General features: G+C 71.7%; 20 protein-coding genes and 1 pseudogene. 8 read left to right on the top strand and 13 right to left on the bottom strand.

The genetic code is table 11. The features are described 5' to 3' along the window. Positions 1–28: 28 nt before the first annotated feature. From ACQPZZ_RS14670 to ACQPZZ_RS14645, 6 genes are all read left to right on the top strand, one after another. Complete coding sequence (locus ACQPZZ_RS14670; RefSeq protein ID WP_432932408.1) at positions 29–994, top strand: helix-turn-helix transcriptional regulator; 966 nt, start codon at positions 29–31, stop codon at positions 992–994. 69 nt (positions 995–1,063) lie between these two features. Continuing rightward, positions 1,064–1,918: an ABC transporter permease gene (locus ACQPZZ_RS14665; RefSeq protein ID WP_432932406.1), complete on the top strand. Its 855-nt coding sequence runs from the start codon at positions 1,064–1,066 to the stop codon at positions 1,916–1,918. Continuing rightward, positions 1,891–2,694 carry an ABC transporter ATP-binding protein gene (locus tag ACQPZZ_RS14660; protein WP_432932404.1) on the top strand — a complete coding sequence of 268 codons (804 nt, stop codon included), beginning with the start codon at positions 1,891–1,893 and terminating at the stop codon, positions 2,692–2,694. The genes ACQPZZ_RS14665 and ACQPZZ_RS14660 overlap by 28 nt, the downstream gene beginning before the upstream one ends. After that, the gene (locus tag ACQPZZ_RS14655) at positions 2,691–3,680 is read left to right on the top strand and encodes an ABC transporter substrate-binding protein (protein ID WP_432932403.1); all 990 of its coding nucleotides are present in this window, start codon (positions 2,691–2,693) and stop codon (positions 3,678–3,680) included. Before ACQPZZ_RS14660 ends, ACQPZZ_RS14655 begins: the two co-directional genes overlap by 4 nt. Further along, positions 3,677–4,882, top strand: a complete 1,206-nt coding sequence (locus ACQPZZ_RS14650) for an LLM class flavin-dependent oxidoreductase (RefSeq protein ID WP_432932401.1) — start codon at positions 3,677–3,679, stop codon at positions 4,880–4,882. Before ACQPZZ_RS14655 ends, ACQPZZ_RS14650 begins: the two co-directional genes overlap by 4 nt. Before the next feature lie 99 nt (positions 4,883–4,981). Beyond that, positions 4,982–7,507, top strand: a complete 2,526-nt coding sequence (locus ACQPZZ_RS14645; protein WP_432932399.1) for a CHAT domain-containing tetratricopeptide repeat protein — start codon at positions 4,982–4,984, stop codon at positions 7,505–7,507. Positions 7,508–7,528: 21 nt separating this feature from the next. Here the strand turns inward: ACQPZZ_RS14645 and ACQPZZ_RS14640 are convergent, their stop codons facing one another. The 5 genes from ACQPZZ_RS14640 to ACQPZZ_RS14620 are packed head-to-tail and all read right to left on the bottom strand — an operon-like array spanning position 7,529 to position 10,459. Then, positions 7,529–8,488 carry an ATP-binding protein gene (locus ACQPZZ_RS14640; protein ID WP_432932397.1) on the bottom strand — a complete coding sequence of 320 codons (960 nt, stop codon included), beginning with the start codon at positions 8,486–8,488 and terminating at the stop codon, positions 7,529–7,531. A 9-nt stretch (positions 8,489–8,497) separates the two neighbouring features. Beyond that, on the bottom strand, positions 8,498–8,821 hold the full coding sequence (locus ACQPZZ_RS14635; protein ID WP_432932395.1) for a hypothetical protein: 324 nt from the start codon (positions 8,819–8,821) through the stop codon (positions 8,498–8,500). 31 nt (positions 8,822–8,852) lie between these two features. Continuing rightward, positions 8,853–9,323: a hypothetical protein gene (locus tag ACQPZZ_RS14630; protein WP_432932393.1), complete on the bottom strand. Its 471-nt coding sequence runs from the start codon at positions 9,321–9,323 to the stop codon at positions 8,853–8,855. A gap of 24 nt (positions 9,324–9,347) precedes the next feature. Continuing rightward, the gene (locus ACQPZZ_RS14625) at positions 9,348–9,836 is read right to left on the bottom strand and encodes a hypothetical protein (protein WP_432932391.1); all 489 of its coding nucleotides are present in this window, start codon (positions 9,834–9,836) and stop codon (positions 9,348–9,350) included. Positions 9,837–9,868: 32 nt separating this feature from the next. Beyond that, entirely contained in the window at positions 9,869–10,459 is a 591-nt protein-coding gene (locus ACQPZZ_RS14620; RefSeq protein WP_432932389.1) for a hypothetical protein, read from the bottom strand. 188 nt (positions 10,460–10,647) lie between these two features. Between ACQPZZ_RS14620 and ACQPZZ_RS14615 the strand changes: the two genes are divergently transcribed. After that, on the top strand, positions 10,648–11,958 hold the full coding sequence (locus ACQPZZ_RS14615; protein WP_432932387.1) for a macro domain-containing protein: 1,311 nt from the start codon (positions 10,648–10,650) through the stop codon (positions 11,956–11,958). Positions 11,959–11,966: 8 nt separating this feature from the next. Here the strand turns inward: ACQPZZ_RS14615 and ACQPZZ_RS14610 are convergent, their stop codons facing one another. Together ACQPZZ_RS14610 and ACQPZZ_RS14605 are read right to left on the bottom strand one after the other, a co-directional pair. Next, positions 11,967–13,592: a CATRA conflict system CASPASE/TPR repeat-associated protein gene (locus ACQPZZ_RS14610; protein ID WP_432932385.1), complete on the bottom strand. Its 1,626-nt coding sequence runs from the start codon at positions 13,590–13,592 to the stop codon at positions 11,967–11,969. Positions 13,593–13,599: 7 nt separating this feature from the next. After that, on the bottom strand, positions 13,600–13,959 hold the full coding sequence (locus ACQPZZ_RS14605; RefSeq protein ID WP_432932383.1) for a CATRA system-associated protein: 360 nt from the start codon (positions 13,957–13,959) through the stop codon (positions 13,600–13,602). A 428-nt stretch (positions 13,960–14,387) separates the two neighbouring features. Here ACQPZZ_RS14605 and ACQPZZ_RS14600 point away from each other — a divergent pair. Continuing rightward, positions 14,388–15,376, top strand: a pseudogene (locus tag ACQPZZ_RS14600) (IS5 family transposase). A gap of 19 nt (positions 15,377–15,395) precedes the next feature. On the opposite strand, the gene ACQPZZ_RS14595 reads toward ACQPZZ_RS14600, so the two are convergent. The 6 genes from ACQPZZ_RS14595 to ribD all read right to left on the bottom strand — a co-directional run bounded on the left by ACQPZZ_RS14595 (position 15,396) and on the right by ribD (position 20,211). Continuing rightward, positions 15,396–15,845 carry a PH domain-containing protein gene (locus tag ACQPZZ_RS14595; protein WP_363636879.1) on the bottom strand — a complete coding sequence of 150 codons (450 nt, stop codon included), beginning with the start codon at positions 15,843–15,845 and terminating at the stop codon, positions 15,396–15,398. Between the two features lie 146 nt (positions 15,846–15,991). After that, positions 15,992–16,462: a 6,7-dimethyl-8-ribityllumazine synthase gene (gene ribH, locus ACQPZZ_RS14590; protein ID WP_432932380.1), complete on the bottom strand. Its 471-nt coding sequence runs from the start codon at positions 16,460–16,462 to the stop codon at positions 15,992–15,994. A 114-nt stretch (positions 16,463–16,576) separates the two neighbouring features. Next, complete coding sequence (locus tag ACQPZZ_RS14585) at positions 16,577–17,866, bottom strand: bifunctional 3,4-dihydroxy-2-butanone-4-phosphate synthase/GTP cyclohydrolase II (protein ID WP_363636883.1); 1,290 nt, start codon at positions 17,864–17,866, stop codon at positions 16,577–16,579. Beyond that, positions 17,863–18,498, bottom strand: coding sequence for a nicotinamide mononucleotide transporter family protein (locus ACQPZZ_RS14580; RefSeq protein WP_363636885.1), 636 nt, complete (start codon positions 18,496–18,498; stop codon positions 17,863–17,865). Before ACQPZZ_RS14580 ends, ACQPZZ_RS14585 begins: the two co-directional genes overlap by 4 nt. Continuing rightward, a complete protein-coding gene (locus ACQPZZ_RS14575) occupies positions 18,495–19,091 on the bottom strand; it encodes a riboflavin synthase (protein ID WP_363636887.1) in 597 nt (198 codons plus the stop codon). The genes ACQPZZ_RS14580 and ACQPZZ_RS14575 overlap by 4 nt, the downstream gene beginning before the upstream one ends. A gap of 1 nt (position 19,092) precedes the next feature. Continuing rightward, positions 19,093–20,211 (bottom strand): bifunctional diaminohydroxyphosphoribosylaminopyrimidine deaminase/5-amino-6-(5-phosphoribosylamino)uracil reductase RibD, encoded by a 1,119-nt coding sequence (ribD, locus tag ACQPZZ_RS14570; protein WP_432932377.1) that lies wholly within the window; start codon positions 20,209–20,211, stop codon positions 19,093–19,095. Positions 20,212–20,250: the final 39 nt, after the last annotated feature.

Here is a 20,250-nt window from a genome sequence, read left to right as displayed (position 1 = left end):
TCCTACATGACCGGGCATGCTTGGTGCCGTGAGTGACATGTCCGCACGGTTGCTGGCTCTGCTGTCGCTGCTGCAGACTCCCCGCGAGTGGCCGGGGAGCGAGCTGGCCGAGCGCCTGGAGGTCAGCCCGCGGACCATCCGCCGCGACGTCGACCGCCTGCGCGAGCTGGGATATCCGGTCCAGGCGACGATGGGCGCGGTGGGCGGTTACCGGCTCGCCGCGGGTGCGGCGATGCCGCCGCTGCTGCTGGACGACGAAGAGGCGGTGGCCATCGCCGTCGGCCTGCGCACGGCCGCCGCGCATCCGGTGGACGGCATCGACGAGGCGTCCGTGCGCGCCCTGGCCAAGCTGGAGCAGGTGCTGCCCTCCCGCCTGCGGCACCGGGTGGGTGCGATCGCCGCCGCGACCGTGCCGATGCTCGCCGGAGCCGAGCCGCCGGTGGACCCGCGGACCCTGGTGGTGCTCGCCGTGGCCGCCGCCAACCGCGAGCGCCTGCGCTTCGCCTACCGGTCCGGCGACGGCGCCGAGACCAGGCGCCTGACCGAGCCGTACCGCCTGGTCGCCTCCGGACGCCGGTGGTACCTGCTGGCGTACGACAACGACCGCGACGACTGGCGGATCTTCCGCGCCGACCGGATCGGCGACCCTCACCCGACCGGCGTACGGTTCCCGGCCCGCGTGCCGCCGGAACAGGACCCGGCCGAGTTCGTCGCCGCCATGCTGTACTCGTCCGCACCCGTCTACGAGGTGGTGGCGATCCTGCGTCTTCCGGCCGGCCAGGCCGCGCGCCGGCTCGGCGGGGCGGCGTGGAACGTCGAGCCGATCGGCGAGCACAGCTGCCGCCTGCGCGGACCGGCCGACACCCTGGAGTGGCTCGCGTCGCGCCTGCTCATGCTCGGCTGCGAATTCGAGGTGCACGAGCCGCCCGAGCTGCGGGCGTATCTGCGTGCGCTCGGCGCCCGTGCCACTCGTGCCGGTGCCAGCATGGAGTAAACCTATTGACTTGGTAGGGAATATGGGCAATTCTGGTGGCGCTTTCGTCGTCATCTGAGAGGTGTGTCCATGTCCGTCGTCGAACTCGAGGGCGAGTTGGGGAGCGCGGTCCGGGGCGATCCCCGCCCCCGGACCCGCTCCGCCCCCCTCTCCGGGGTTCGCGGGCTCGGGAGAGGGTGGCACAGGTGGGTCAGTCCCCTCGTCGTCGTGCTGCTGTGGCAGGCCGCCAGCGCGTCCGGGCTGCTGCCCGCCCGGCTGCTCGCCGCCCCGACGCGGATCGCCGCGACCGCGCTCGATCTGGTGGGCTCGGGGACACTGCCCACGGCGATCGCGGTGTCCCTCGAACGGGTGCTCCTCGGCTTCGCCGCGGGAGCGGTCGCCGGCGTCGGACTCGCGCTGGTCGCCGGGCTGAGCCGGGCCGGTGAGAACGCCGTCGACCCGATCATGCAGATGCTCCGGGCGCTGCCGTTCTTCGGGCTGATCCCGCTGTTCATCCTCTGGTTCGGGATCGGCGAGACGCCCAAGGTGCTGCTGGTGGCCCTCGCCGTCTCCTTCCCGCTCTACCTCAACACGTTCGCGGGCATCCGGGGCGTGGACGGCAAGCTCGCCGAGGTCGCCCGGACGCTGAGGCTCGGCAGGGCCGCGCTCGTACGGCACATCGTGCTGCCCGGCGCGCTCCCCCAGACGCTCGTCGGTCTGCGGCAGAGCCTCGGCGTGGCCTGGCTGGCGCTGATCGTGGCCGAGCAGGTCAACGCAGACGCCGGCCTCGGTTACATGATCAACGACGCGCGGGAGTTCCTGCGCACCGACGTGATCGTGGTCGGCCTGCTGGTCTACAGCGCGCTCGGCCTGCTCACCGACGCCCTGGTCCGGCTCCTGGAAAGGAGGGCGCTGGTATGGCGCCGCGAGTTCCTGTCCCGCTGACCGCCCCCGCCCCGCCTGCCGAGGAGGCCCCGCGAACCCGGGACCTTCCCGGGGACGGGGCCCACGGCGCCCGTCCCGCGGCCACCGTACGCGGGCTCACCCGCAGGTTCGGCGACCGCACCGTGCTCGACGGCCTCGACCTGACGATCGGGCGCGGCGAGTTCGTCGCGCTCCTCGGCCGCAGCGGCTCGGGCAAGTCCACGCTGCTGCGCGCGCTCGCCGGCCTGGACGGAGAGGTCGAGGGCGGCCTTGAGGTGGACGGCTCGGTGGCCGTGGCCTTCCAGGAGCCCCGGCTGGTGCCGTGGAAGCGGGTGCGCGACAACCTCACACTCGGCCTGGACGCGCCCGACCCGGCCGCGAAGGCGGAGGCCGCGCTGGCCGAGGTCGGCCTGGCCGAGCGGGCGCGGGCGTGGCCGCTGACGCTGTCCGGCGGCGAGGCGCAGCGGGCGAGCCTGGCCCGCGCCCTCGTCCGCGAGCCGGGTCTGCTGCTGCTCGACGAGCCGTTCAGCGCGCTCGACGCGCTGACCCGGATCACCGTGCACCGCCTGGTGCTCGACCTGTGGGCGGCGCACGGCCCGGCCGTGCTGCTGGTGACCCACGACGTGGACGAGGCGCTGCAGCTGGCCGACCGGATCCTGGTGCTCGACGACGGACGCGTCGCGCACGAGTGGACCGTCGCCGCGCAGCGCCCCCGGCACCGCGACCACCCCGACCTGCTCACCCTGCGCGCGGCCCTGCTGGCCGCCCTCGGCGTCCCCCCGGAGGGAACGGCATGACGAGAAGACTCCTCGCCGCACTGCTTGTCCTGGCGGCCGGCACGGCCTGCGCCTCGGCGGGGCAGGGCGCGTCCGGCGGTCAGGACGGACAGGCCGGGGGCCGCGTCACCCTCCGGGTAGGCGACCAGAAGGCCGGATCGCAGGCCCTCCTCAAGGCCGCCGGGCTGCTCGACGGCACCTCGTACGCGATCACGTGGTCGCAGTTCACCTCCGGGCCGCCGCTGCTGGAGGCCGTGAACGCCGGCGCGGTCGACATCGGCGGCGTGGGCAACACCCCGCCCGTCTTCGCCGCCGCCTCCGGCTCGAAGATCAAGGTCGTCTCGGCGTACCGGCAGAGCGCCAAGGGATCGGCGATCCTCGTCCCCGAAGGGTCCCCCATCACCTCGCCGGCCCAGCTCAAGGGAAAGAAGATCGCGGTCGCCAAGGGCAGCTCGGCCCACTACCACCTGCTGGCCGTCCTGAAGAAGGAGGGCCTGTCCTTCACGGACATCCAGGCGCAGTATCTGCAGCCCGCCGACGCCCTGGCGGCGTTCTCGTCCGGAACCGTCGACGCCTGGGCCATCTGGGACCCCTTCACCTCGCAGGCCGAGATCCAGCACAGGGCGCGGCCGGTCGTGGACGGCTCGGGCATCGTCAACGGCCTGGGCTTCCAGGTCGCCGCTCCCGCCGCGCTCGACGACGCGGGCAAGCGGGCCGCGGTCGGCGACTTCCTCACCCGCCTGGCCAAGGCACGGATCTGGGCCGCGGCCCATCTGAACGAGTGGGCGAAGGTCTGGGCACAGGAGACCGGCCTGCCCGGCGAGGTGGCGGACGCGGCCGTCGCCAACGCCGTGGCCACCCCGGTCGTGATCGACGACTCCGTCGTCTCCTCCGAGCAGGAGATCGCCGACGCGTTCACCGCCGAGGGCCTCATCCCGGGCACGGTCACGTTCTCCCAGTTCGTCGACGACCGCTTCAACGACGTCGTCAGGAAGGCGCAGCAATGAGATTCCACTGGTTCCTTCCCACCTCGGGCGACGGCCGCTCCATCACCGGCGGCGGTCACGGCCTGGCTCGCCAGCACGGGCAGTCGAGGGCCGCGGCGTCCCGGCCGCCCACGATCGACTACCTCGCCCAGGTGGCCCGCGCGGCCGAGCAGGCCGGCTTCGAGGCCGTGCTCACCCCCACCGGCACCTACTGCGAGGACGCCTGGCTGGTCACCGCCGCGCTGACCCAGGTGACGACCCGGCTGAAGTTCCTGGTCGCGTTCCGGCCCGGGGTGCTGTCCCCCACGCTCGCGGCGCAGATGGCCGCCACCTACCAGCGCCTGTCCGGCGGCCGGCTGCTGCTGAACGTGGTGACCGGAGGGGAGGCGGCCGAGCAGCGGCGGTTCGGCGACCACCTGGGCAAGGACGAACGGTACGCGCGGACCGCGGAGTTCCTGTCGATCGTGCGCGGCGCGTGGGACGGCCCGTTCGACTTCCGGGGCGACTACTACGACGTCGAGGGAGCGACGGTCGCCGAGCGGCCCGACCCGGTGCCCGAGCTGTATTTCGGCGGCTCCTCCGCCGCCGCGGGCCCGGTGGCGGCCCGGCATGTGGACGTCTATCTCACCTGGGGAGAGCCGCCGGCGCAGGTCGCGGCCAAGCTCGACTGGATGCGCGAGCTGGCCGCCGCCGAGGGCCGCGCGCTCCGCTTCGGCGTACGCCTCCACGTGATCACGAGAGACACGTCCAAGGAGGCGTGGGCGGAGGCGAAACGGCTGCTCGACCAGATCTCCCCCGAGGACATCGCGTCGGCGCGGGCCGTCCTGTCCCGCAGCGAGTCGGTCGGGCAGCAGCGGATGCTCGCGCTCCACGAAGGCTTTCACGGGGGCTTTCACGGGGGCTTTCACGGGGGCTTTCACGGGGGCTCTCGCGGACGCTCCGGCAAAGGCTCCCGCGGCGGCGGGGTCAGGGATCTGGAGATCCACCCCGGGCTGTGGGCCGGGGTGGGCCTGGTGCGCGGCGGCGCCGGCACCGCGCTCGTCGGCAGCCACACGGAGGTCGCCGACCTCGTCGAGGAGTACGCCTCCCTCGGCGTCGAGGAGTTCGTCCTGTCGGGCTACCCGCATCTGGAGGAGGCCTTCTGGTTCGGCGAGGGCGTGCTCCCCGAGCTGCGCAGGCGCGGCGTGCTCGGCGCCGCCGCGCCCGTACGGCTGAGCGCCTGAGGGCCGACGGAACGATTTCCCCGCGCTCGCGGTAACGGGGAGGACGCCGGACGTCGATGTGCGGGCTGAACCCGCACGCCAGACCCGGAGAGCCCGCCCATGACGACCGTTCCCGACGCCTACTACCGGCTGTGCGCGAAGATCGACCTCGCGCTCCGGTCCGCCGCCGATGCCCTGAGGACGCGCTTCCTCGCCGAGCACGCCCTGGGCTGGTGCCGTCGCCATCTGCCGGGCGACGACCCGGAGCTGGCCGCGGCGCTCGTACGGGCGGGGCACACGGCCTTTCACGGCAACGCCGTCATCGAGCAGGACAACGAGATCCTCTGGCACTTCGAGCCCTACTTCGAGGAGGCCGTGAAGATCCGGCGGTCCGTCTACGGAGCCACCAGCGCACCGGTGCTGGACACCCTGGACACCCTGAGCCTCCTCCTGATGAGAAAGGAGAGGTGGCAGAAGGCCGCCGGCCACCTGCGCGAGCAGATCTCCATTCTGGAGGGACTGCACGGGCCGGAGCATCCGGGCGTCGCGAGCGCCGAGCAGCGCCTCGCCGACTGCCTGCAATGGTCGGGGAACCATGACGAGGCCGAAAAACATTACCTGACCTCGCTCGCCATCTGGAGATCCAACCCTTTCGCTCACGGAGCCCACCTGGCCTGGTCCGGCTGGGGTTTTCTCTGTGAGAACAGAGGTGATCTGGGCACGGCGAGAACGGCGTTCACGGCGGCGGCGGAGATCCTGCGGGCACACGCGGGAGTGGCCGCCCCCGGTCTGGGCATCTGCCTGCCGGCGATCGGGCGTGTCGCGTCCAAACAGGGCGAGCTGGAGGAGGCCGCACGGCTGTACCGGCAGGCGGTGGCGATCCAGCGGGCGGTTCTCGGCGCTGCCGACCCGCAGGTCGCGGCGAGCTGGGAGACCATCAGCCACCTGACCGCGGCGAGTGACCTCGCACGGTCGCTGGAAGCGTCGCGGGAGGCTCTGCGGGCGGACGGGCACTGGTTGAGGGCGGGCGCGGCGATCGGCCCGGGTCAGGGAGGCGTCTACGGCAGGCTGTCCACGTTGATCGCCCGCTCCGACCACCACCTGTCGCTGCTCCTGACCGGAGGTCCCGCCACGGATGTGACGGCGGAGGCGGTGGCGGTCGCGGCGTGGCGGCGCCGGCTGCCCGGGCTGCTCGTCCACTTCTCCTGGTTGACGTCGCCGGGCGCCGACGCCGACCTCGCCGAGCAGATGCGCAGGCTCTCCGCCGAGCAGGCGGCGTACCAGCTGAACGAGCTGACCCCGATGGAGAACACCATCGATTCCTGGCTCAGACGGGCCTCTTTCCGAGGGCCGGAAGCTCTCGGCGACACCCTTCGATCCGCATCGGCGCTCCGGCCCGAGTCCGACCCCCTGCCGTCTCCACCGCCGGACCCCTCCCGCGTGGCACCGCCGGACGAGTGCGTGGTGGAGTTCATCCGCCTCCCCGGGCACTCCGGAGTGCGGTATCACGCCGTCGTCTTCGCGCCCGGTGATCGTGCGGCCACCGCGGTCGATCTCGGTCCCACCGAGGAGATGGACACCGCCGCGTTGCGCGCCCGGATCGCCCTGATGGGCGGCGGGGGCGCGGACGCGTTTCGCGGCGCGCTGCCGGAGGACGCCGGGGAAATCGACGCCGAGGCGCCGCACACGCTGCGCCGCCTCGTCGTCGATCCCCTCATGTCACTGATCGAAGGCTGTCACACGGTGACCTTCGTACTCGACGGGCAGCTGCTGCACGTTCCGCTCGGCGCCCTGCCCATGGGCCGCGACTCCCGCCCCCTGCTGACGGAGTTCTCCGTCAGGTACGCCAACGGGCTGGACGAGGTGGTGCGCGGCCGGCAGCCGTACGAGACGATCGCACCCGGTCCCGATGTCGTGGTCGCCGCGCCGGACTTCGACCTCGGGATCGAGCCGTCCGCGCCCTTCGGCCGCTTGTTCGACGATCTCCTGGGAACCTGGCTGGAGGGAGAGGAGGTAGCGGAGAAGCTCGGCGGCGCCATCCTGCTCACCCGCGATCAGGCGCTGAAGTCCCGGGTCCGTTCGGTGCGGTCTCCGCGAGTGCTGCACATCGCGAGCCACGGCTACGCGTTCTCCCTGACCGAAGCCCCTCCCGACGACCCGGAGCCATGGCCGCGCTTTCTGCGGCTGCGCCGGCATCGCGATCCGGCGCTGCGGAGCGGGCTGGCGCTGGCGGGGGTCAACACCTGGCTCTGCGGCGGCGACCCCGGCCCCGAGGCCGAGACCGGCCTGCTCACCGCGGCCGACATCGCGGGACTCCACCTCGTGGGCACCGATCTGGTGGTGCTGTCCGCGTGCGACACCGGCCGCGGCGACATCGATCGGGTTCTCGGGCACGCGAGCCTCGGTTTCGCGTTCCTCCAGTCGGGCGTGCGGACGGTCGTCGCGAGCCTGTGGAAGGTGCCCGACAGCGCCACCCGGAAGCTCATGGCCAGGTTCTACGATCACCTGCTGGACGGCCGGGGCAAGATGGAGGCGTTACGGCTCGCCCAGCTCGACATGCGCCGGGCCGGATTCCCCGCCTCGGACTGGGCGGCCTTCGTCTGCTACGGCGACGCCGGTCCGCTGAGCCGTACCGCCTCCGGATGACCCCTCTCACGCGGACGCGCTTCAGCCGGCCTCGCCGGCGTCGGACGTGACCGGGACGGGCAGGGCGTCCAGGTGGTCGGCCGACACCTCTCTCATGGGCCGCGGCTGCTTGCCCACCTCGGACCTGGCCTGCCGTACGGCGTCGATCTCCGTGAGCAGGTCCGGCGTCCGCACCACGCGGTCGGCTTCCGGCCGGCCGACGGCCGTGGCGGCGGCGGCCATGATGACGTTCACCATGTCGCCGCCCGCGAGGCCGGTCGATCGCTCGGCCAGCGCGTCGAAATCGAGCAGCGCCGAGCCCGGCAGCTCCGGGGGCGTCAGCGTCTGCCACAGGCGGCGGCGCGTCGCCGCGTCGGGCAGGTCGAACCGTACGTGGGCCAGGATGCGGCGCACGAAAGCGGCGTCGTAGTTGCGGGGGAAGTTCGTCGTGAAGATCACCAGCCCGCTGAACCTGTCCAGCTGCGACAGCATCACCGCCCTGGACACGTTGACACTGTGGTCGGCGCTCTGCGTCACGTTGCTCAACCGGCTGCCCAGGATGGAGTCGGCCTCGTTGAACACGAGCACGGCCCCCTCGCGTCTGGCCGCCTCGAAGCAGGCGATGATGTTCTTCGGGGTGTCGCCGACGTACTTGGACTCGATTTCGGCGTAGTCGACGTCGATGAGCGGCCGGCCGCGGTGGTGCGCGATGGCCTCGGCGGCCAGCGACTTGCCGGTGCCCGAGTGGCCGTAAAGGTTGAGCGCGGTGCCCTTGCGATGCGGGTCGATCTTCTGCAGGTTCCACTCCTGATAGAGCACCTTGTGGTGGTCGAGCTGCCGGAGTGCGAGATCGATCCGGGCTCGGACGGCGTCGGGCACGATGAGTTCCTTCATCGAGCGGATGGGCGGCCGCACCTCGAAGCGCGGAGTCGTCTCCTTCGCGGCCTCGTCGCGCGGCGCGGTGGCGGCCGTGAACGGCTCTTCCCGCCAGTTGCCGGGCATGGGTCCTCCCTACAGGTGATGCATGATGTCGATGCTCGTGTGGCGGTCGCGCGCCAGTTGCGCTCTGACCGCGGGGTCGTCGATCTGGTCGTACGTGATCTCCTCGTCGGAGATGACCCGGACGCCGTGTTGCCTGGTCTGCACCCGGATGCGCCGTCGCACGGTGGAGGCGGTGTCATCCAGCAGGATCACCGCCGACATCAGGGCGCCATGGTTCAGGTCGTTGCGATGGAGCCAGGCCGCCACGGAGGTCCTGACGTCGTCCCAGAAGACGACCGTGACCGTCGCGGCGCCGGCGGCCGCGACGACGGCCGCCACCACCCACCAGATCATCCGAGCCCCGCTTCCTCGCCGCCGCCGGGGATCACGTGACCGCCTGCTCTTCCGGTACGGCACGCCACGTGCGGGAGGCGGTGGACCGCCCGGTCTGCAGAAGCTCCACCCGCACACCGTCGGGAAGTGACTCCCAGGGCAGGCGGAGCCGGGCGGTGGAGTGTGCGCCGTCATGCCGGTAGGCGACGGTGACCGTCGCCGGCGCGCCCCCTCCGCTGTGGTCGAACCGCACGTCGACCACACCGATCTCCCTGTCGATCCGCTCGCGCAGGTCCGGGTGGGCGTCCCCGAGGACCGCGTCGCGCACCTCCTCACGGGAGCGTCCGAACTGCTTGGCCCACTCGGTGCCGTACGCGTCGAGCACGACCTTGCCGACGGCGTTCGTCCGCAGGTCCCTCGCGTTCGCGCGGTCGGCGGGCGGGTGCTTCTTCAGCCGGCCGGCCCATCGCCTGGCGAAGACGGCGGCCACGACCGCCACCGCGCCCATCACCAGCCACGTCATGGTCTTCCTCGCTTTTCTCATCGGTCAGTTCGTTTCGGTGAGCAGGCGGTCGTGGACGTCGACCATGTCGACCAAGACGTCGTCGACGCCCTCGCGCAGCAGGTGACTGCGCACGTGGGGAGGCAGGTCCTCCCAGCTCAGCGCCTCCTCCGACTCGCTGATCCTGCGGACGAACCGCTTGTCGCCCCCCTCCGGCTGCTTCAGATAGGAGGTGATGCGGACGATCCACTTGTCGCTGCCGGGCACCCGCAGGAACTCGACGACCTGCGAGAGGAGGAACGAGCGGATCCGCTGCCAGGCGTCCTTGATCACCGCGCGGGCGGCGGAGGCGAGTCGCTCCGCCTCCCCGAACACCAGGCGGATGTCGTGGGCGAACATCGGCAGGTTGCGGTCCACCCAGGGAAGCAGGTGGTTGTGCGCCCAGAGCGATATGCGGGGCCAGAAGTGGAGCAGGGCGCCCGCGACCGCGCCTCCGACGAGGGGCACGAGCACGAAGACAAGAGCGGGCAGCATGAGGAGTCCTCCGTTGTCGCAGAGGGCCGGGCTCAGCCGGCCAGGGGATAGAGCCGGAACCGGATGGCCTGCTGCCGCTTGGCCATGGCGCGTCGCCGCACGTCGGCGGGCACGTCCTCCCAGCGCAGCTCGGTGACGTCGCTGAACTTCCGCATGTTCCTGTGCGTGCCGGTCTGGTCGAAGAGGATCTCGATGAGCCGGCGGGGCGGTTCCTTCGGCGGCACCTGGTAGGTGACGGTGATCCACAGGAGGTGCCTGCCCAGCAGGGCGAGCAGCTCCGGGCCGGTGGGCCGCAGATCGCGGATCAGCGGCCGCGCCTTCTCGTCGTCGCAGAGCTCGATCAGCGCCGGCAGGACCTCGTCGATCCGCCGGCCGACCAGGGGTGCCACGCGCTCGGCCACGACCTGGTAGACCAGTGCGATCTCCGCCATCTCCTCGTCGGCGAGGCCGGCGACGGGGTCGTCCAGCAGCCGTTTGAGCAATGTGACGGCGTAGGCCGCCGCGGCTTCGACCAGCTGACTCTGGAGAGGGGAGCGTTCCTGGAAAGAGTTCCACTCGTGCCGTGCGCGCGCCAGATACGCCTTGGCCGTGCCGGCGAGCGGGTTCGGCGGGCATGCGGTCATGACTCCCCTTTCAGTCAGGGGTGAGGTGGTATGCCGACGTCCTTCAGGCAACCGCCATGGGCTCTTCCGGCGAAATGTCGTGACGCTTCCGGTCCGCTTCCGATGCCCTTCTTTCCATCCTGGCCATCGCGATCCACCGCATTTCAGTAGCATCGGGGCGGATGATCGGGGGGAGGGAGGATTGTCTGATGGGGGTCCGGCTGACCCTTATGGACCGTGCCAGGCTGGAGCGCGACGGCGTACCCGTTCCGCTGGAGCCGCGCTTCATGGCGGTGTTGATCCGGCTCGCGGTCGACGCCGGCAAGAACGTCGATGTCGACGACCTCAGCCGGGACGTGCTGCTGCCGAACCCCGGCCCCGGTGACTCCCTCCGGCTGCGCCGCAGCCACGTGCACAAGTGCGTCTCCACCTTGCGTAAGGCGCTCGACCCCGGCCGGCCGGGAGACGCGTCGACCGTGCTGATCACCGATCGGGGCAGCAACCCCAGCTATCGCCTCGAACTCGGCGCCGGCGAGATCGACCTGCTGCGCTTCCACCACCTGATCTCCGCCGCACGCGCCGCACCGCCCTTACAGGCGATATCGGCGCTGGAAGAGGCGCTGAAGCTCTGGCAGGGCCGCCCCCTCGTGGACGTCAAGCACCATGAATGGGCCCACAAGCGCGTCGTGCTGCTGAACCAGGCGTACGACGAGGGCAGACGCCGGCTTGTGGAGCTGTACGCCGGCATCGGGCGGGTCGACCGGGCCATCGAGACGGCCAACGCGCTGCTCGCCGATCACCCCGGCGATCCCGAGATCCGCGGGCGGCTCCCCGCCTTCTACCAGGAGTACGCCCCCACGGCTGTCAACGTCCGCCGCCTGGCCCCTCCGGGCACCGAGATCAGCGTCTGCGCCGGGGACCTGTTCGACCAGGACGACGCCCACCTCGTCGTCGGCTTCAGCGACACCTTCGAGACCAACACCGACAACGACTTCCTGGTCAGCCGGGCCAGCGTTCAGGGACAGCTCGTCTACCGGCTCTACGGCGGCGACCATCGGGCGCTGGACCGGGAGCTGCGCAAAGCGCTGCGGAACGCCCCCAAGACCGTCGAAAGTCGCGCCGTGAAGAAGTACGGCAAGCTGACCAGGCGTCCGGTCGGCACGGTGGCCGTGCTGCACCAGGGGGGACGCCGCATCTTCGCGGTGGCCTACAGCAGGGTCGACGCGGACGGCGTGCGGGCCCAGTCCAGCATGGAGCGCATGCGCCACAGCCTCGATCAGCTCTGGCTGGCCGTGCGCGCGGAAGGGCAGCACCGCCCGGTCGCCATGCCGATCGCCGGCTCGGGACTGGCCAGGATCTACGACCTCGACCGTGAAGGGCTGATCGAGCTGGCCGTGGGATCGTTCCTGGCCCATGCCCGCCGCGGCAGGCTCGCCGACGAACTGCGGATCGTGGTGCCGCCCGCGGAGCTCTCCAAGATCGACATGAATCGGGTCGACGAGCTGATCCGGCGGCTGTGAGCCACGTCCTACGATCGCCGGCTCCAGGCGTCGAGGCCGGCGAAGTACCCGGTCTCCGGCCGGCCTCGTTCCGGGTCGCGCACCGGGCATCCGGCGATCTTCAGACGGGAGACGATTTTGTCCTCGCAGTCGGCCGAGTCGTCCAGCCGGATGTAGTTGAGGGCGGCGAGGTCGGCGACGCCCCTCATGTGACCGGCGGAGACGATGATCGTCCGGGTCGGATACAGCGCGTAGGCCATGCCCAGCTCGAAGAAGACGTTGGGCCGTGACTGCATGCCGTGCCCCGATTCATCCGGAGTGTCCCAGGGCAGTTGCAAAGCGGGGTGCAGGAGCACGGAGTCGTCCGGCGACATGATCGCGACGACCGCCGCGGCGAGCGCCAGGCCGCGGGCGATCGGGGCGCGCAGGTCCGGGGTCGCGGCACCCGTCGCGCCGACCAGCGACTCCCATTCCAGCGGTCGCAGGCCCAGCTCGCGAAGGAAGCCGAACACGCGGATCCGCAGCTGCTCGTCCCGTCCGTGGATGACGAAGACCCTGCGCGAGTCGAAGGGTTCGACGCCGGTGCCGGGGCGTGTCACCAGGGTGGCGCCGGTGACCGTACGAGCGGGCGTGTCCCCGGCCGGGCTCTGCCGGGCCGCCGCGTCGAGGTAGACGGCGTCGTCGTCGAGTTGTGTCGCGAACCACGCGGCCAGTCCCCGGTCGTCGTGGAACGGCCCCCGGTCGACGGCCGCGACCCCGGCGATGCCGAGCGCCCGCTCCATGTTGTCCGCGGTGATCTCCACGGTGCGCCGCATGGCCCTGACCCTCGCGGCGGCATCGGCGGCCCGTTCGCCCGTCGCCGACTCCACCGCGCCGTGATCGCGCTGCCACACCCGCAGCTCGTACCGGAGTTTGGCCGCGTGCAGCAGATAGCGCGCCAGCGGCGGGATGGCGCAGTCCCCCCGCGACCACAGCCAGGCGCTCACCTGGGGGTCACGGGCGGCGTCGCCGAGCACGAGCATCCGGCGCAGCTCGCGGGTGTCCCCGCCCGACAGCTCCCACAGTGTGCACCCGGCGTCCACGTCTGCCCCGCGCGTCCACCACTCCCCGGTTTCCGGGCCCGCCGGGAGAAGCGGCCGGATCCGGCGCGCGAAACCGCCGTACGACCCCTGGCCGGCGTCCTGTCCCGCCGCCGGCCGGATACTCGCCAGATAGATCCTCGCCTCGCCCAGGAGGGACTCACGCGCGTCGTCGACGACCTCGCCCCACTTCTCGTCGGCCTCATGCCAGCCCGGCCACTCCTCCATCGGCTGCCCGGCGGCCGGAGGCGTGACGGTCACCGGCACCGCGACCGACAGGTTGAGCGCGTCGTGATGGCGCCGCAACAGCACGTGGCCGCCGTTCGGGTCGCCCTGGGCGGCCACCGTCAGCTCCGGAATCGTGGGCTGCGGGAAGGCCGGGAGGTCCGCCGCCGAGCGGGGGAGGTGGGACGGCACATCCAGGCCGGGAAGGGGGTCGGTCGTCGCCAGCACCCGGCGGCACCGTGACCAGATCTCGCGGACAGCGTGGTAGGCGTCCGCGGCCCGGGGACCGTCGGCGGGGGCGTAGAGGTGGACGATGAGGTGCTGCTCCACCAGCAGGAGTTCGCTCGTCACGGCCGAGTCACCGCTCGGTGTGGTCGTCGCCCTGCTCCACCTGCTCGGTGAGCGCGTGGATCATCCGGTTCAGCCGTTCCCGCACCGGGTCGGGAGGAGGCACGGCGGGAGAGGCTCCGGCCCGGAGGATCCGGTGACCGCTCGCCGCGTCCTCGACTTCGCCGACGAGGGCCGCGGAGAAGAGGCCGGCCCCGGCGATGACGTCCTCCTCAAGCCTTTCGAGCGCCCTGTCGGTTCGCGTCCAGGAGTCGGCCGGCAACCGCAGCATGCCGAGCAACCGGACGATCCGCAGCACCTGGCCGGCGGTCAGGTGCTCCTCGCTCGCGGACGCGGCGTTCCGCTCACCTTCGGTTTCGGGGATTCGCATGCGCTGCTCCTCGCGGCGGCCGGCGATCTGGACCGCCCTCCGGGCCGGACACGAGGACGCCGGAGCATGCCGGCGCCGCTCCTTCGGCGGCCGCGGAGGAGACGGGTCCGTAGTCCGGGTCCCGGCATCGGCACGGGGATCGCGCCACATCGCTTCGACGGGGTAGGCCAGCGATCTTTCCGACATCGCGGCGAGCATGTCAACCACTCGTGAAGCGGGCCACGCGACCCGAGGGGATCCGACCGGCAACAGCCCGCGGCCGGCGGCGAACGGCGAAATTCCGGCGCCTCGCGGCCGCGCCCCGGACAGCCTCGGGCACCAGGGACAGCGCGACTCCGGCCGGGAGGGGCACTAGGGCGCGTATCGGGTTGTGATCAATGATCGGGATTCGCCCTCGCGGCAGGGTCTGATCCGGTAGGTCGTCATGGGTGACCCGGACCCAGTTGACAGACGAAGAGTGGGAGTTCATCAAGCCTTACCTGCCGATCGGCAGGTTCGGTCCATACCCCGAGCGGCTGCGGCAGCAGTTCGAGGGCGTGATCTGGCGGTTCAAGACGGGCGGGCAGTGGCGGGAGATGCCCGAGGAGTTCGGCGCCTGGCCGACCGTCCACAACCGCTTCCGGCAGTGGAGGGACGCCGGCGTCTTCGAAGCCCTGCTGGAAGGGGCGATCGCGGAAGCCGCCAAATGCGGCGAGGTGGACTTATCCCTGGTCAGCGTGGACTCCACCACTGCCCGGGCTCATCACGATGCCGCCGGGATGCACCTCGGCCGCGACCTTGTCGCCGTCCTGGAGAAGGCCACCGAAGAGCAAAAGGGGGCGAGTCGGAAGGACGACAGGAGCAGAACGCCGCAAACGACGCCGGGGCAGAACAACGGCAACGCGTCCGGCGCCAGCGTAAGCTCCGGCTGAAAGCTGCCCTGCTCGGACGCTCCAGGGGCGGGCAGACCAGCAAGATTCACCTTGCCGCCGACCGCAAGTGCCGCCCGCTGGCGTTCGTCTTGACCGCGGGACAGGCCGCCGACAGTCCGCAGTTCATCCCGGTGCTGAAGAAGGTACGCGTCCGGGTGCCCGTCGGCCGTCCCCGCACCCGGCCCGGCGCGGTCGCCGCCGACAAGGCCTATTCCTCCCGCGGCAACCGCACCTACTTGCGAAGACGTCGGATCCAAATAGTCATCCCGGAAAAGAGGGACCAGGCCGCCAACCGGAAGAAGAAGGGCAGCAAGGGCGGCCGGCCCGTCAGCCACGACACCGAGCTCTACAAGGAGCGCAACACCGTCGAACGCCTGATCAACAAGCTGAAGGCCTGGCGAGGCATCGCCACCCGCTACGACAAGACCCCTGGCAGCTACCTCGCCGGCCTCCACCTCCGCGCTGCGATGATCTGGATCAAAGACCTCACTCGGACCACCCCTTGATCACAACCAAATACACGGCCTAGGTCGGGTCCGGGGCCTCGCCGCGCTCGCGGATGAGGGCGGTGAGCTGGGCCACCGCCCGGCGCGAACGCTCGCGCTCGCTGCTCTGGATGCCCATCGCGCCGAGGCTGATTCCGTCGGCGAGGTCCAGCTTGGGCCAGGGGTCGCCCTCCAGCATCGTGACGTCGAGCACCTCGGCCCATTCGAAGCGGTGCACCCGCAGCGGGTTCACCACCGTGATCCCCTTCTCGTCCGCCCGCACCCGCAGGCGGCCGAGCAGGTGCAGCACGCACGCCACCGCCACGCCGAAGGCGACCATGCCGATCCGGTCGAGAATCCTGAACTGCTCCGGCAGGATGACGGCCAGCACGATCGAGCCGATCACCATCACCGCCGCCATGCCGTACGCGATGATCGTCGTGACGCGGGGCCGCCAGGTGACGGGCAGCGGCGGCGTGCTCTCAGGCATGACGCCACCCGCCGGCGGGCACGGCGCGGTGACGTACGGCGTGCCCGGCCGGCGAGGCCGCGGGCGGATACTGCGTGATCACCAATAAAGTCTTCCCGGCTCGGCTCTGCGGATGTGCAGGGTGCGACGACGAGGATCGCGCGAGGTCAGCCGGCGAGGCCGCGCAGGAGGAGCGCGGTCTCCAGGGCGGCGATCGTCGCCTCGTACCCCTTGTCCTCCTTGCTGCCCGGCACACCGGACCGCTCAACCGCTTGATCAAGGGTGTCACAGGTCAGCACCCCGTTGCCCACCGGGGTCGACTCGTCGAGCGAGACCCTGGTCAGGCCCGCGGTCACCGAGTCGCAGACGTAGTCGAAGTGGGCCGTCTCCCCCCGGACCACCACCCCGAGCGCGACGACGGCGTCGCAGCGCCGGGCCAGGGCCTGCGCGATCACCGGGATCTCCAGCGACCCGGCCACCCGGGCCGTGACCACGGCCGCGCCGCTGTCCCGCGCCGCCCGCTCGGCCCGTGCCAGCAACTGGTCGGTGATCTTCTCGTGCCACCGGGCGGCGACGATGCCGACGGTCAGCCCGCCCGCGTCCACCGCCGCCGCGTCCGGCCGTCCCGCACCGCTCACGCGTCCTCCTCAGCCGAAATCTCACAGCCGCACGAGCGGATCACGCCGTGTCCGCCGATTCGCCTGCTTCGCTCGCTCATGCCGTTTCCTCACGCTCGGCGCCGGTCCGGTCGTTCACGACGCCTCCCTGCCGAAGTGCTCACCGTGGATGTCGCGGGGCACCCCGCCGGAGATCTCGTGGCCGAGCCGGTCGCGCTTGGCCGTCAGGTATCTCTCGTTGTACGGGTTCATCGCCACCGGCATGGGCTCGCGGCCCAGGACCTTGATGCCGTACCCGTCCATGCCCCGCACCTTCGCCGGGTTGTTGGTGAGCAGCCGCACCGACCTCACACCGAGGTCGGCGAGCATCTGCCCGGCGTTGGAGAACTCCCTGGCGTCCACCGGCAGCCCCAGCTCCAGGTTGGCGTCGACCGTGTCGCTGCCGTTGTCCTGCAGGCTGTAGGCCTGCAGCTTCGCCAGCAGGCCGATGCCCCGTCCCTCGTGGCCGCGCAGGTACACGATCACGCCGCGCCCGTTCTCGGCGATCACGCGCATCGCGGTGTCGAGCTGCACGCCGCAGTCGCAGCGCAGCGAGCCGAGCACGTCGCCGGTGAGGCATTCCGAGTGCGCCCGGACGAGCACGTTCTCGCCGTCCTCGATGTCGCCGTAGACCAGCGCCAGGTGCTCGCCGCCGTCGAGGGCGCTGGCGTAGCCGTACGCGCGCCAGACGCCGTAGCGGTTGGGGATGCGGGTCTCGGCGACCCGGGTGACCATCCGCTCCGACCTGCGGCGGTGCTCGATGAGCTGCTCGATCGACACCAGCGCGAGATCGTGCTCGTCGGCGAACTCGCGCAGGCGGGGCAGGCGGGCCATCGTGCCGTCGTCGTTGACGATCTCGGCGAGCGCGCCGGCCGGGGTGAGCCCGGCGAGCCTGGCGAGGTCCACCGACGCCTCGGTGTGTCCCGGCCGCACCAGCACGCCGCCCTCCCGGTAGCGCAACGGGAAGATGTGCCCCGGCCGGACCAGCTCGTACGGCTCGGTGGCCGAGTCGCACAACGTCCGGATCGTCTTGGCCCGGTCGGCGGCGGAGATGCCCGTCGTCACCCCGTCCCTGGCGTCCACGCTGATCGTGTACGCGGTGCGCAGGCGCTCGCGGTTGTCCTGCACCATCAGCGGCAGGCCGAGCCGGTCGAGGGTGGCGCCCTCCATACCCACGCAGATCACGCCGCTGGTGTAGCGGATCATGAACGCCACCAGCTCCGGCGTCGCCTTGGCCGCCGCGAAGATGAGGTCGCCCTCGTTCTCGCGGTTCTCGTTGTCCACGACCACCACGGGCCGGCCGTCCGCGATGTCGCTCACGGCCCGCTCGATCGGGTCCAGCCTGATCACGCCCTGCTCACCCGTTCGCCCGCCTCGCTCACTCATGCGGTCACCGCCCGCAACTCGCGCGACTGCCGCAGCCAGCCGCGGAACCCGATCACGACCATCACGAAGAACACTCCGTAGACCAGGCCGGAGACCACCAGCCCGGAGCTGAACGCCAGCGGCACGCCGACGAGGTCCACGGCCACCCAGACGACCCAGAAGTCGACCAGGGCCCGGCCCTGCGCCCACGTCGCGACCGCGCTGCCGACGAAGATGTACGCGTCCGGCCAGGGCGCCCAGGAGATGTTCAGGCCCAGCGTGTTGAGATAGGTGAACACCAGGGCGACCGCGACCGTCCCGGCGACCATGACGCCCACGAGTGCCGCCCGCTCCACCGGCCGCGCCGAGCGGATCGGCAGCTCCGCGCCGCCCCGCATGCCGCGTGACCACTTCACCCAGCCGTAGATCGCCAGGATGCCGAACAACGCCTGCTTGAGCGCGTTGCCGGTGACGTGCGCGCTGACCGAGGCCACGAACAGCAGCACCGACCCGAGCAGCTGCACCGGCCAGGTCCAGATCGTCTTCCTGATCGCGAGCACGACCGTGCCCAGCGCGCACACGTTCCCCACCAGGTCGGTCCACAGCACCGGCTTGCCGAACACATAGAACGCCGCGGCGTCCGTCCAGCTCATGCCACCAGCCCCTTGGTCAGCTTCTCGACGTACTTGGCGATCACGTCCACCTCGAGGTTGACCGGCTCGCCCGGCTGCTTGCGGCCCAGGGTGGTCAGGTCGAGGGTGGTGGGGATCAGGCTGACGGCGAAGGAGTCGTCCGTCACCGCGGCCACGGTGAGGCTGACGCCGTCCACCGCGATCGATCCCTTCTCCACGACGTACCGGGCGAGGTCCGCGGGCAGCGAGAGCCGGACGACCTCCCAGTGCTCCCCCGGCTCGCGCGACAGCACCTCCCCGGTCCCGTCCACGTGGCCCTGCACGATGTGCCCGCCGAGCCGCTGGTCGGCCCGTACGGCCCGCTCCAGGTTGACCCGCGAGCCGGGGGTCAGGGCCCCGAGCGAGGACCGGTCGAGGGTCTCCTTCATCACGTCGGCCGTGAAGGAGTCCCCCTCGGCTCCGGCCACCGTGAGGCAGACGCCGTTGACGGCGATCGAGTCGCCGTGGCGGGCGTCGCCGGTGACGACCGCGCCGCGCACCGTGAGGCGCGCTGAGTCGCCTCGCGGTTCGAGCGCCACGACCTCGCCGAGCTCCTCGACGATTCCGGTGAACATCTCAGCTCTCCTTAGGGGACTGCAGGCCGGCGGACTTCGGACGCAGGACCAGCCTGAGATCCGGTCCGACGGGGGTGACTTCGGCGAACTCCAGCCGGTGGATCTCGGTGATCGTCGAGACTCCGGCGGAGCCGAGCGCGGCCGCCCCCGCGCCCAGCAGCGCCGGGGCGAGGTAACCGACGACCCGGTCGACCAGGCCCTCCTCGAGGAAGGCACCGGCGAGGGTGGGCCCGCCTTCGAGCAGCACGCTCACGATCTGCCTCCCATGCAGCTCAGCCAGGAGAGCGTGAAGATCTATTCCCCCGTGGGCGCGCGGGAGCCGTACGGCATGGCGGGACAGGTGGGCGGGGACGTCGGCGTCCTCGGCCACGGCGACCAGCGTGGGGGCCTCGTCGTCGAGGACGCGGGCTGTGGCGGGGGTGCGGGCGCCCGGGTCGACGACGACGCGCAGCACGGGCGCCGCGCGCGGCGGGGCGGGGACGCCGGCGGTGAGCCGGACGGTCAGGCGGGGGTCGTCGGCGAGCACGGTGCCGATGCCGGCGACGACGGCGTCGCTCCCGGCCCGCAGGCGGTGCACGTCGGCCCTGGCCTCGGGCGAGGTGATCCACTGGCTGGTGCCGTCCTCGGCCGCCGAGCGGCCGTCCACGGTGGCGGCGAACTTCCAGGTCACATGCGGCCTGCCGGCCCGCACGAAGGTCAGCCAGGCGGCGTTGACCTCCTCGGCCTCGGCGGTCAGCACGCCCTCGTCGACCACGACGCCGTGCCGCCGCAGGACGGCGGCGCCGCCCGCGGCCTTCGGGTTGGGGTCGGGAACGGCGACGACGACCCGGGCCACGCCCGCCTCCAGGAGGGCGGCGGAGCAGGGGCCGGTCCTGCCGGTGTGGTTGCAGGGTTCCAGGGTCACGTAGGCCGTGCCGCCCCTGGCCCGCCCGCCCGCCTCGCGCAGCGCCACGACCTCGGCGTGCGGGCCGCCCGCGTAGGCGTGGAAGCCCTCACCCGCGACCTCGCCCGACGGGCCGAGGATCACGCAGCCGACGACGGGATTGGGGCTGGTGCCGCCCAAGCCCCGGGCGGCGAGCGCGATCGCGCGCCGCATGTGAAGGATGTCCCCTGAGGTCACCCCGGTCTTCCTCTCGCCGTTGTCTACGGCGGGCCCCGG

Origin of the sequence: Microbispora sp. CA-135349 (genome assembly GCF_050947365.1) — a bacterium.
Taxonomy (GTDB): Bacteria; Actinomycetota; Actinomycetes; order Streptosporangiales; family Streptosporangiaceae; genus Microbispora.
This window is presented reverse-complemented; position numbering and strand designations above follow the sequence as displayed.

What these genes read in the sequence shown, in the direction of transcription:
- ACQPZZ_RS14665 (WP_432932406.1), top strand. Translation starts at nt 1,064, where the DNA reads ATGTCCGTCGTCGAACTCGAGGGCGAGTTGGGGAGCGCGGTCCGGGGC.
- ACQPZZ_RS14660 (WP_432932404.1), top strand. Translation starts at nt 1,891, where the DNA reads ATGGCGCCGCGAGTTCCTGTCCCGCTGACCGCCCCCGCCCCGCCTGCC.
- ACQPZZ_RS14655 (WP_432932403.1), top strand. Translation starts at nt 2,691, where the DNA reads ATGACGAGAAGACTCCTCGCCGCACTGCTTGTCCTGGCGGCCGGCACG.
- ACQPZZ_RS14650 (WP_432932401.1), top strand. Translation starts at nt 3,677, where the DNA reads ATGAGATTCCACTGGTTCCTTCCCACCTCGGGCGACGGCCGCTCCATC.
- ACQPZZ_RS14645 (WP_432932399.1), top strand. Translation starts at nt 4,982, where the DNA reads ATGACGACCGTTCCCGACGCCTACTACCGGCTGTGCGCGAAGATCGAC.
- ACQPZZ_RS14640 (WP_432932397.1), bottom strand. Translation starts at nt 8,488, where the DNA reads ATGCCCGGCAACTGGCGGGAAGAGCCGTTCACGGCCGCCACCGCGCCG.
- ACQPZZ_RS14635 (WP_432932395.1), bottom strand. Translation starts at nt 8,821, where the DNA reads ATGATCTGGTGGGTGGTGGCGGCCGTCGTCGCGGCCGCCGGCGCCGCG.
- ACQPZZ_RS14630 (WP_432932393.1), bottom strand. Translation starts at nt 9,323, where the DNA reads ATGACGTGGCTGGTGATGGGCGCGGTGGCGGTCGTGGCCGCCGTCTTC.
- ACQPZZ_RS14625 (WP_432932391.1), bottom strand. Translation starts at nt 9,836, where the DNA reads ATGCTGCCCGCTCTTGTCTTCGTGCTCGTGCCCCTCGTCGGAGGCGCG.
- ACQPZZ_RS14620 (WP_432932389.1), bottom strand. Translation starts at nt 10,459, where the DNA reads ATGACCGCATGCCCGCCGAACCCGCTCGCCGGCACGGCCAAGGCGTAT.
- ACQPZZ_RS14615 (WP_432932387.1), top strand. Translation starts at nt 10,648, where the DNA reads ATGGGGGTCCGGCTGACCCTTATGGACCGTGCCAGGCTGGAGCGCGAC.
- ACQPZZ_RS14605 (WP_432932383.1), bottom strand. Translation starts at nt 13,959, where the DNA reads ATGCGAATCCCCGAAACCGAAGGTGAGCGGAACGCCGCGTCCGCGAGC.
- ACQPZZ_RS14595 (WP_363636879.1), bottom strand. Translation starts at nt 15,845, where the DNA reads ATGCCTGAGAGCACGCCGCCGCTGCCCGTCACCTGGCGGCCCCGCGTC.
- ACQPZZ_RS14585 (WP_363636883.1), bottom strand. Translation starts at nt 17,866, where the DNA reads ATGAGTGAGCGAGGCGGGCGAACGGGTGAGCAGGGCGTGATCAGGCTG.
- ACQPZZ_RS14580 (WP_363636885.1), bottom strand. Translation starts at nt 18,498, where the DNA reads ATGAGCTGGACGGACGCCGCGGCGTTCTATGTGTTCGGCAAGCCGGTG.
- ACQPZZ_RS14575 (WP_363636887.1), bottom strand. Translation starts at nt 19,091, where the DNA reads ATGTTCACCGGAATCGTCGAGGAGCTCGGCGAGGTCGTGGCGCTCGAA.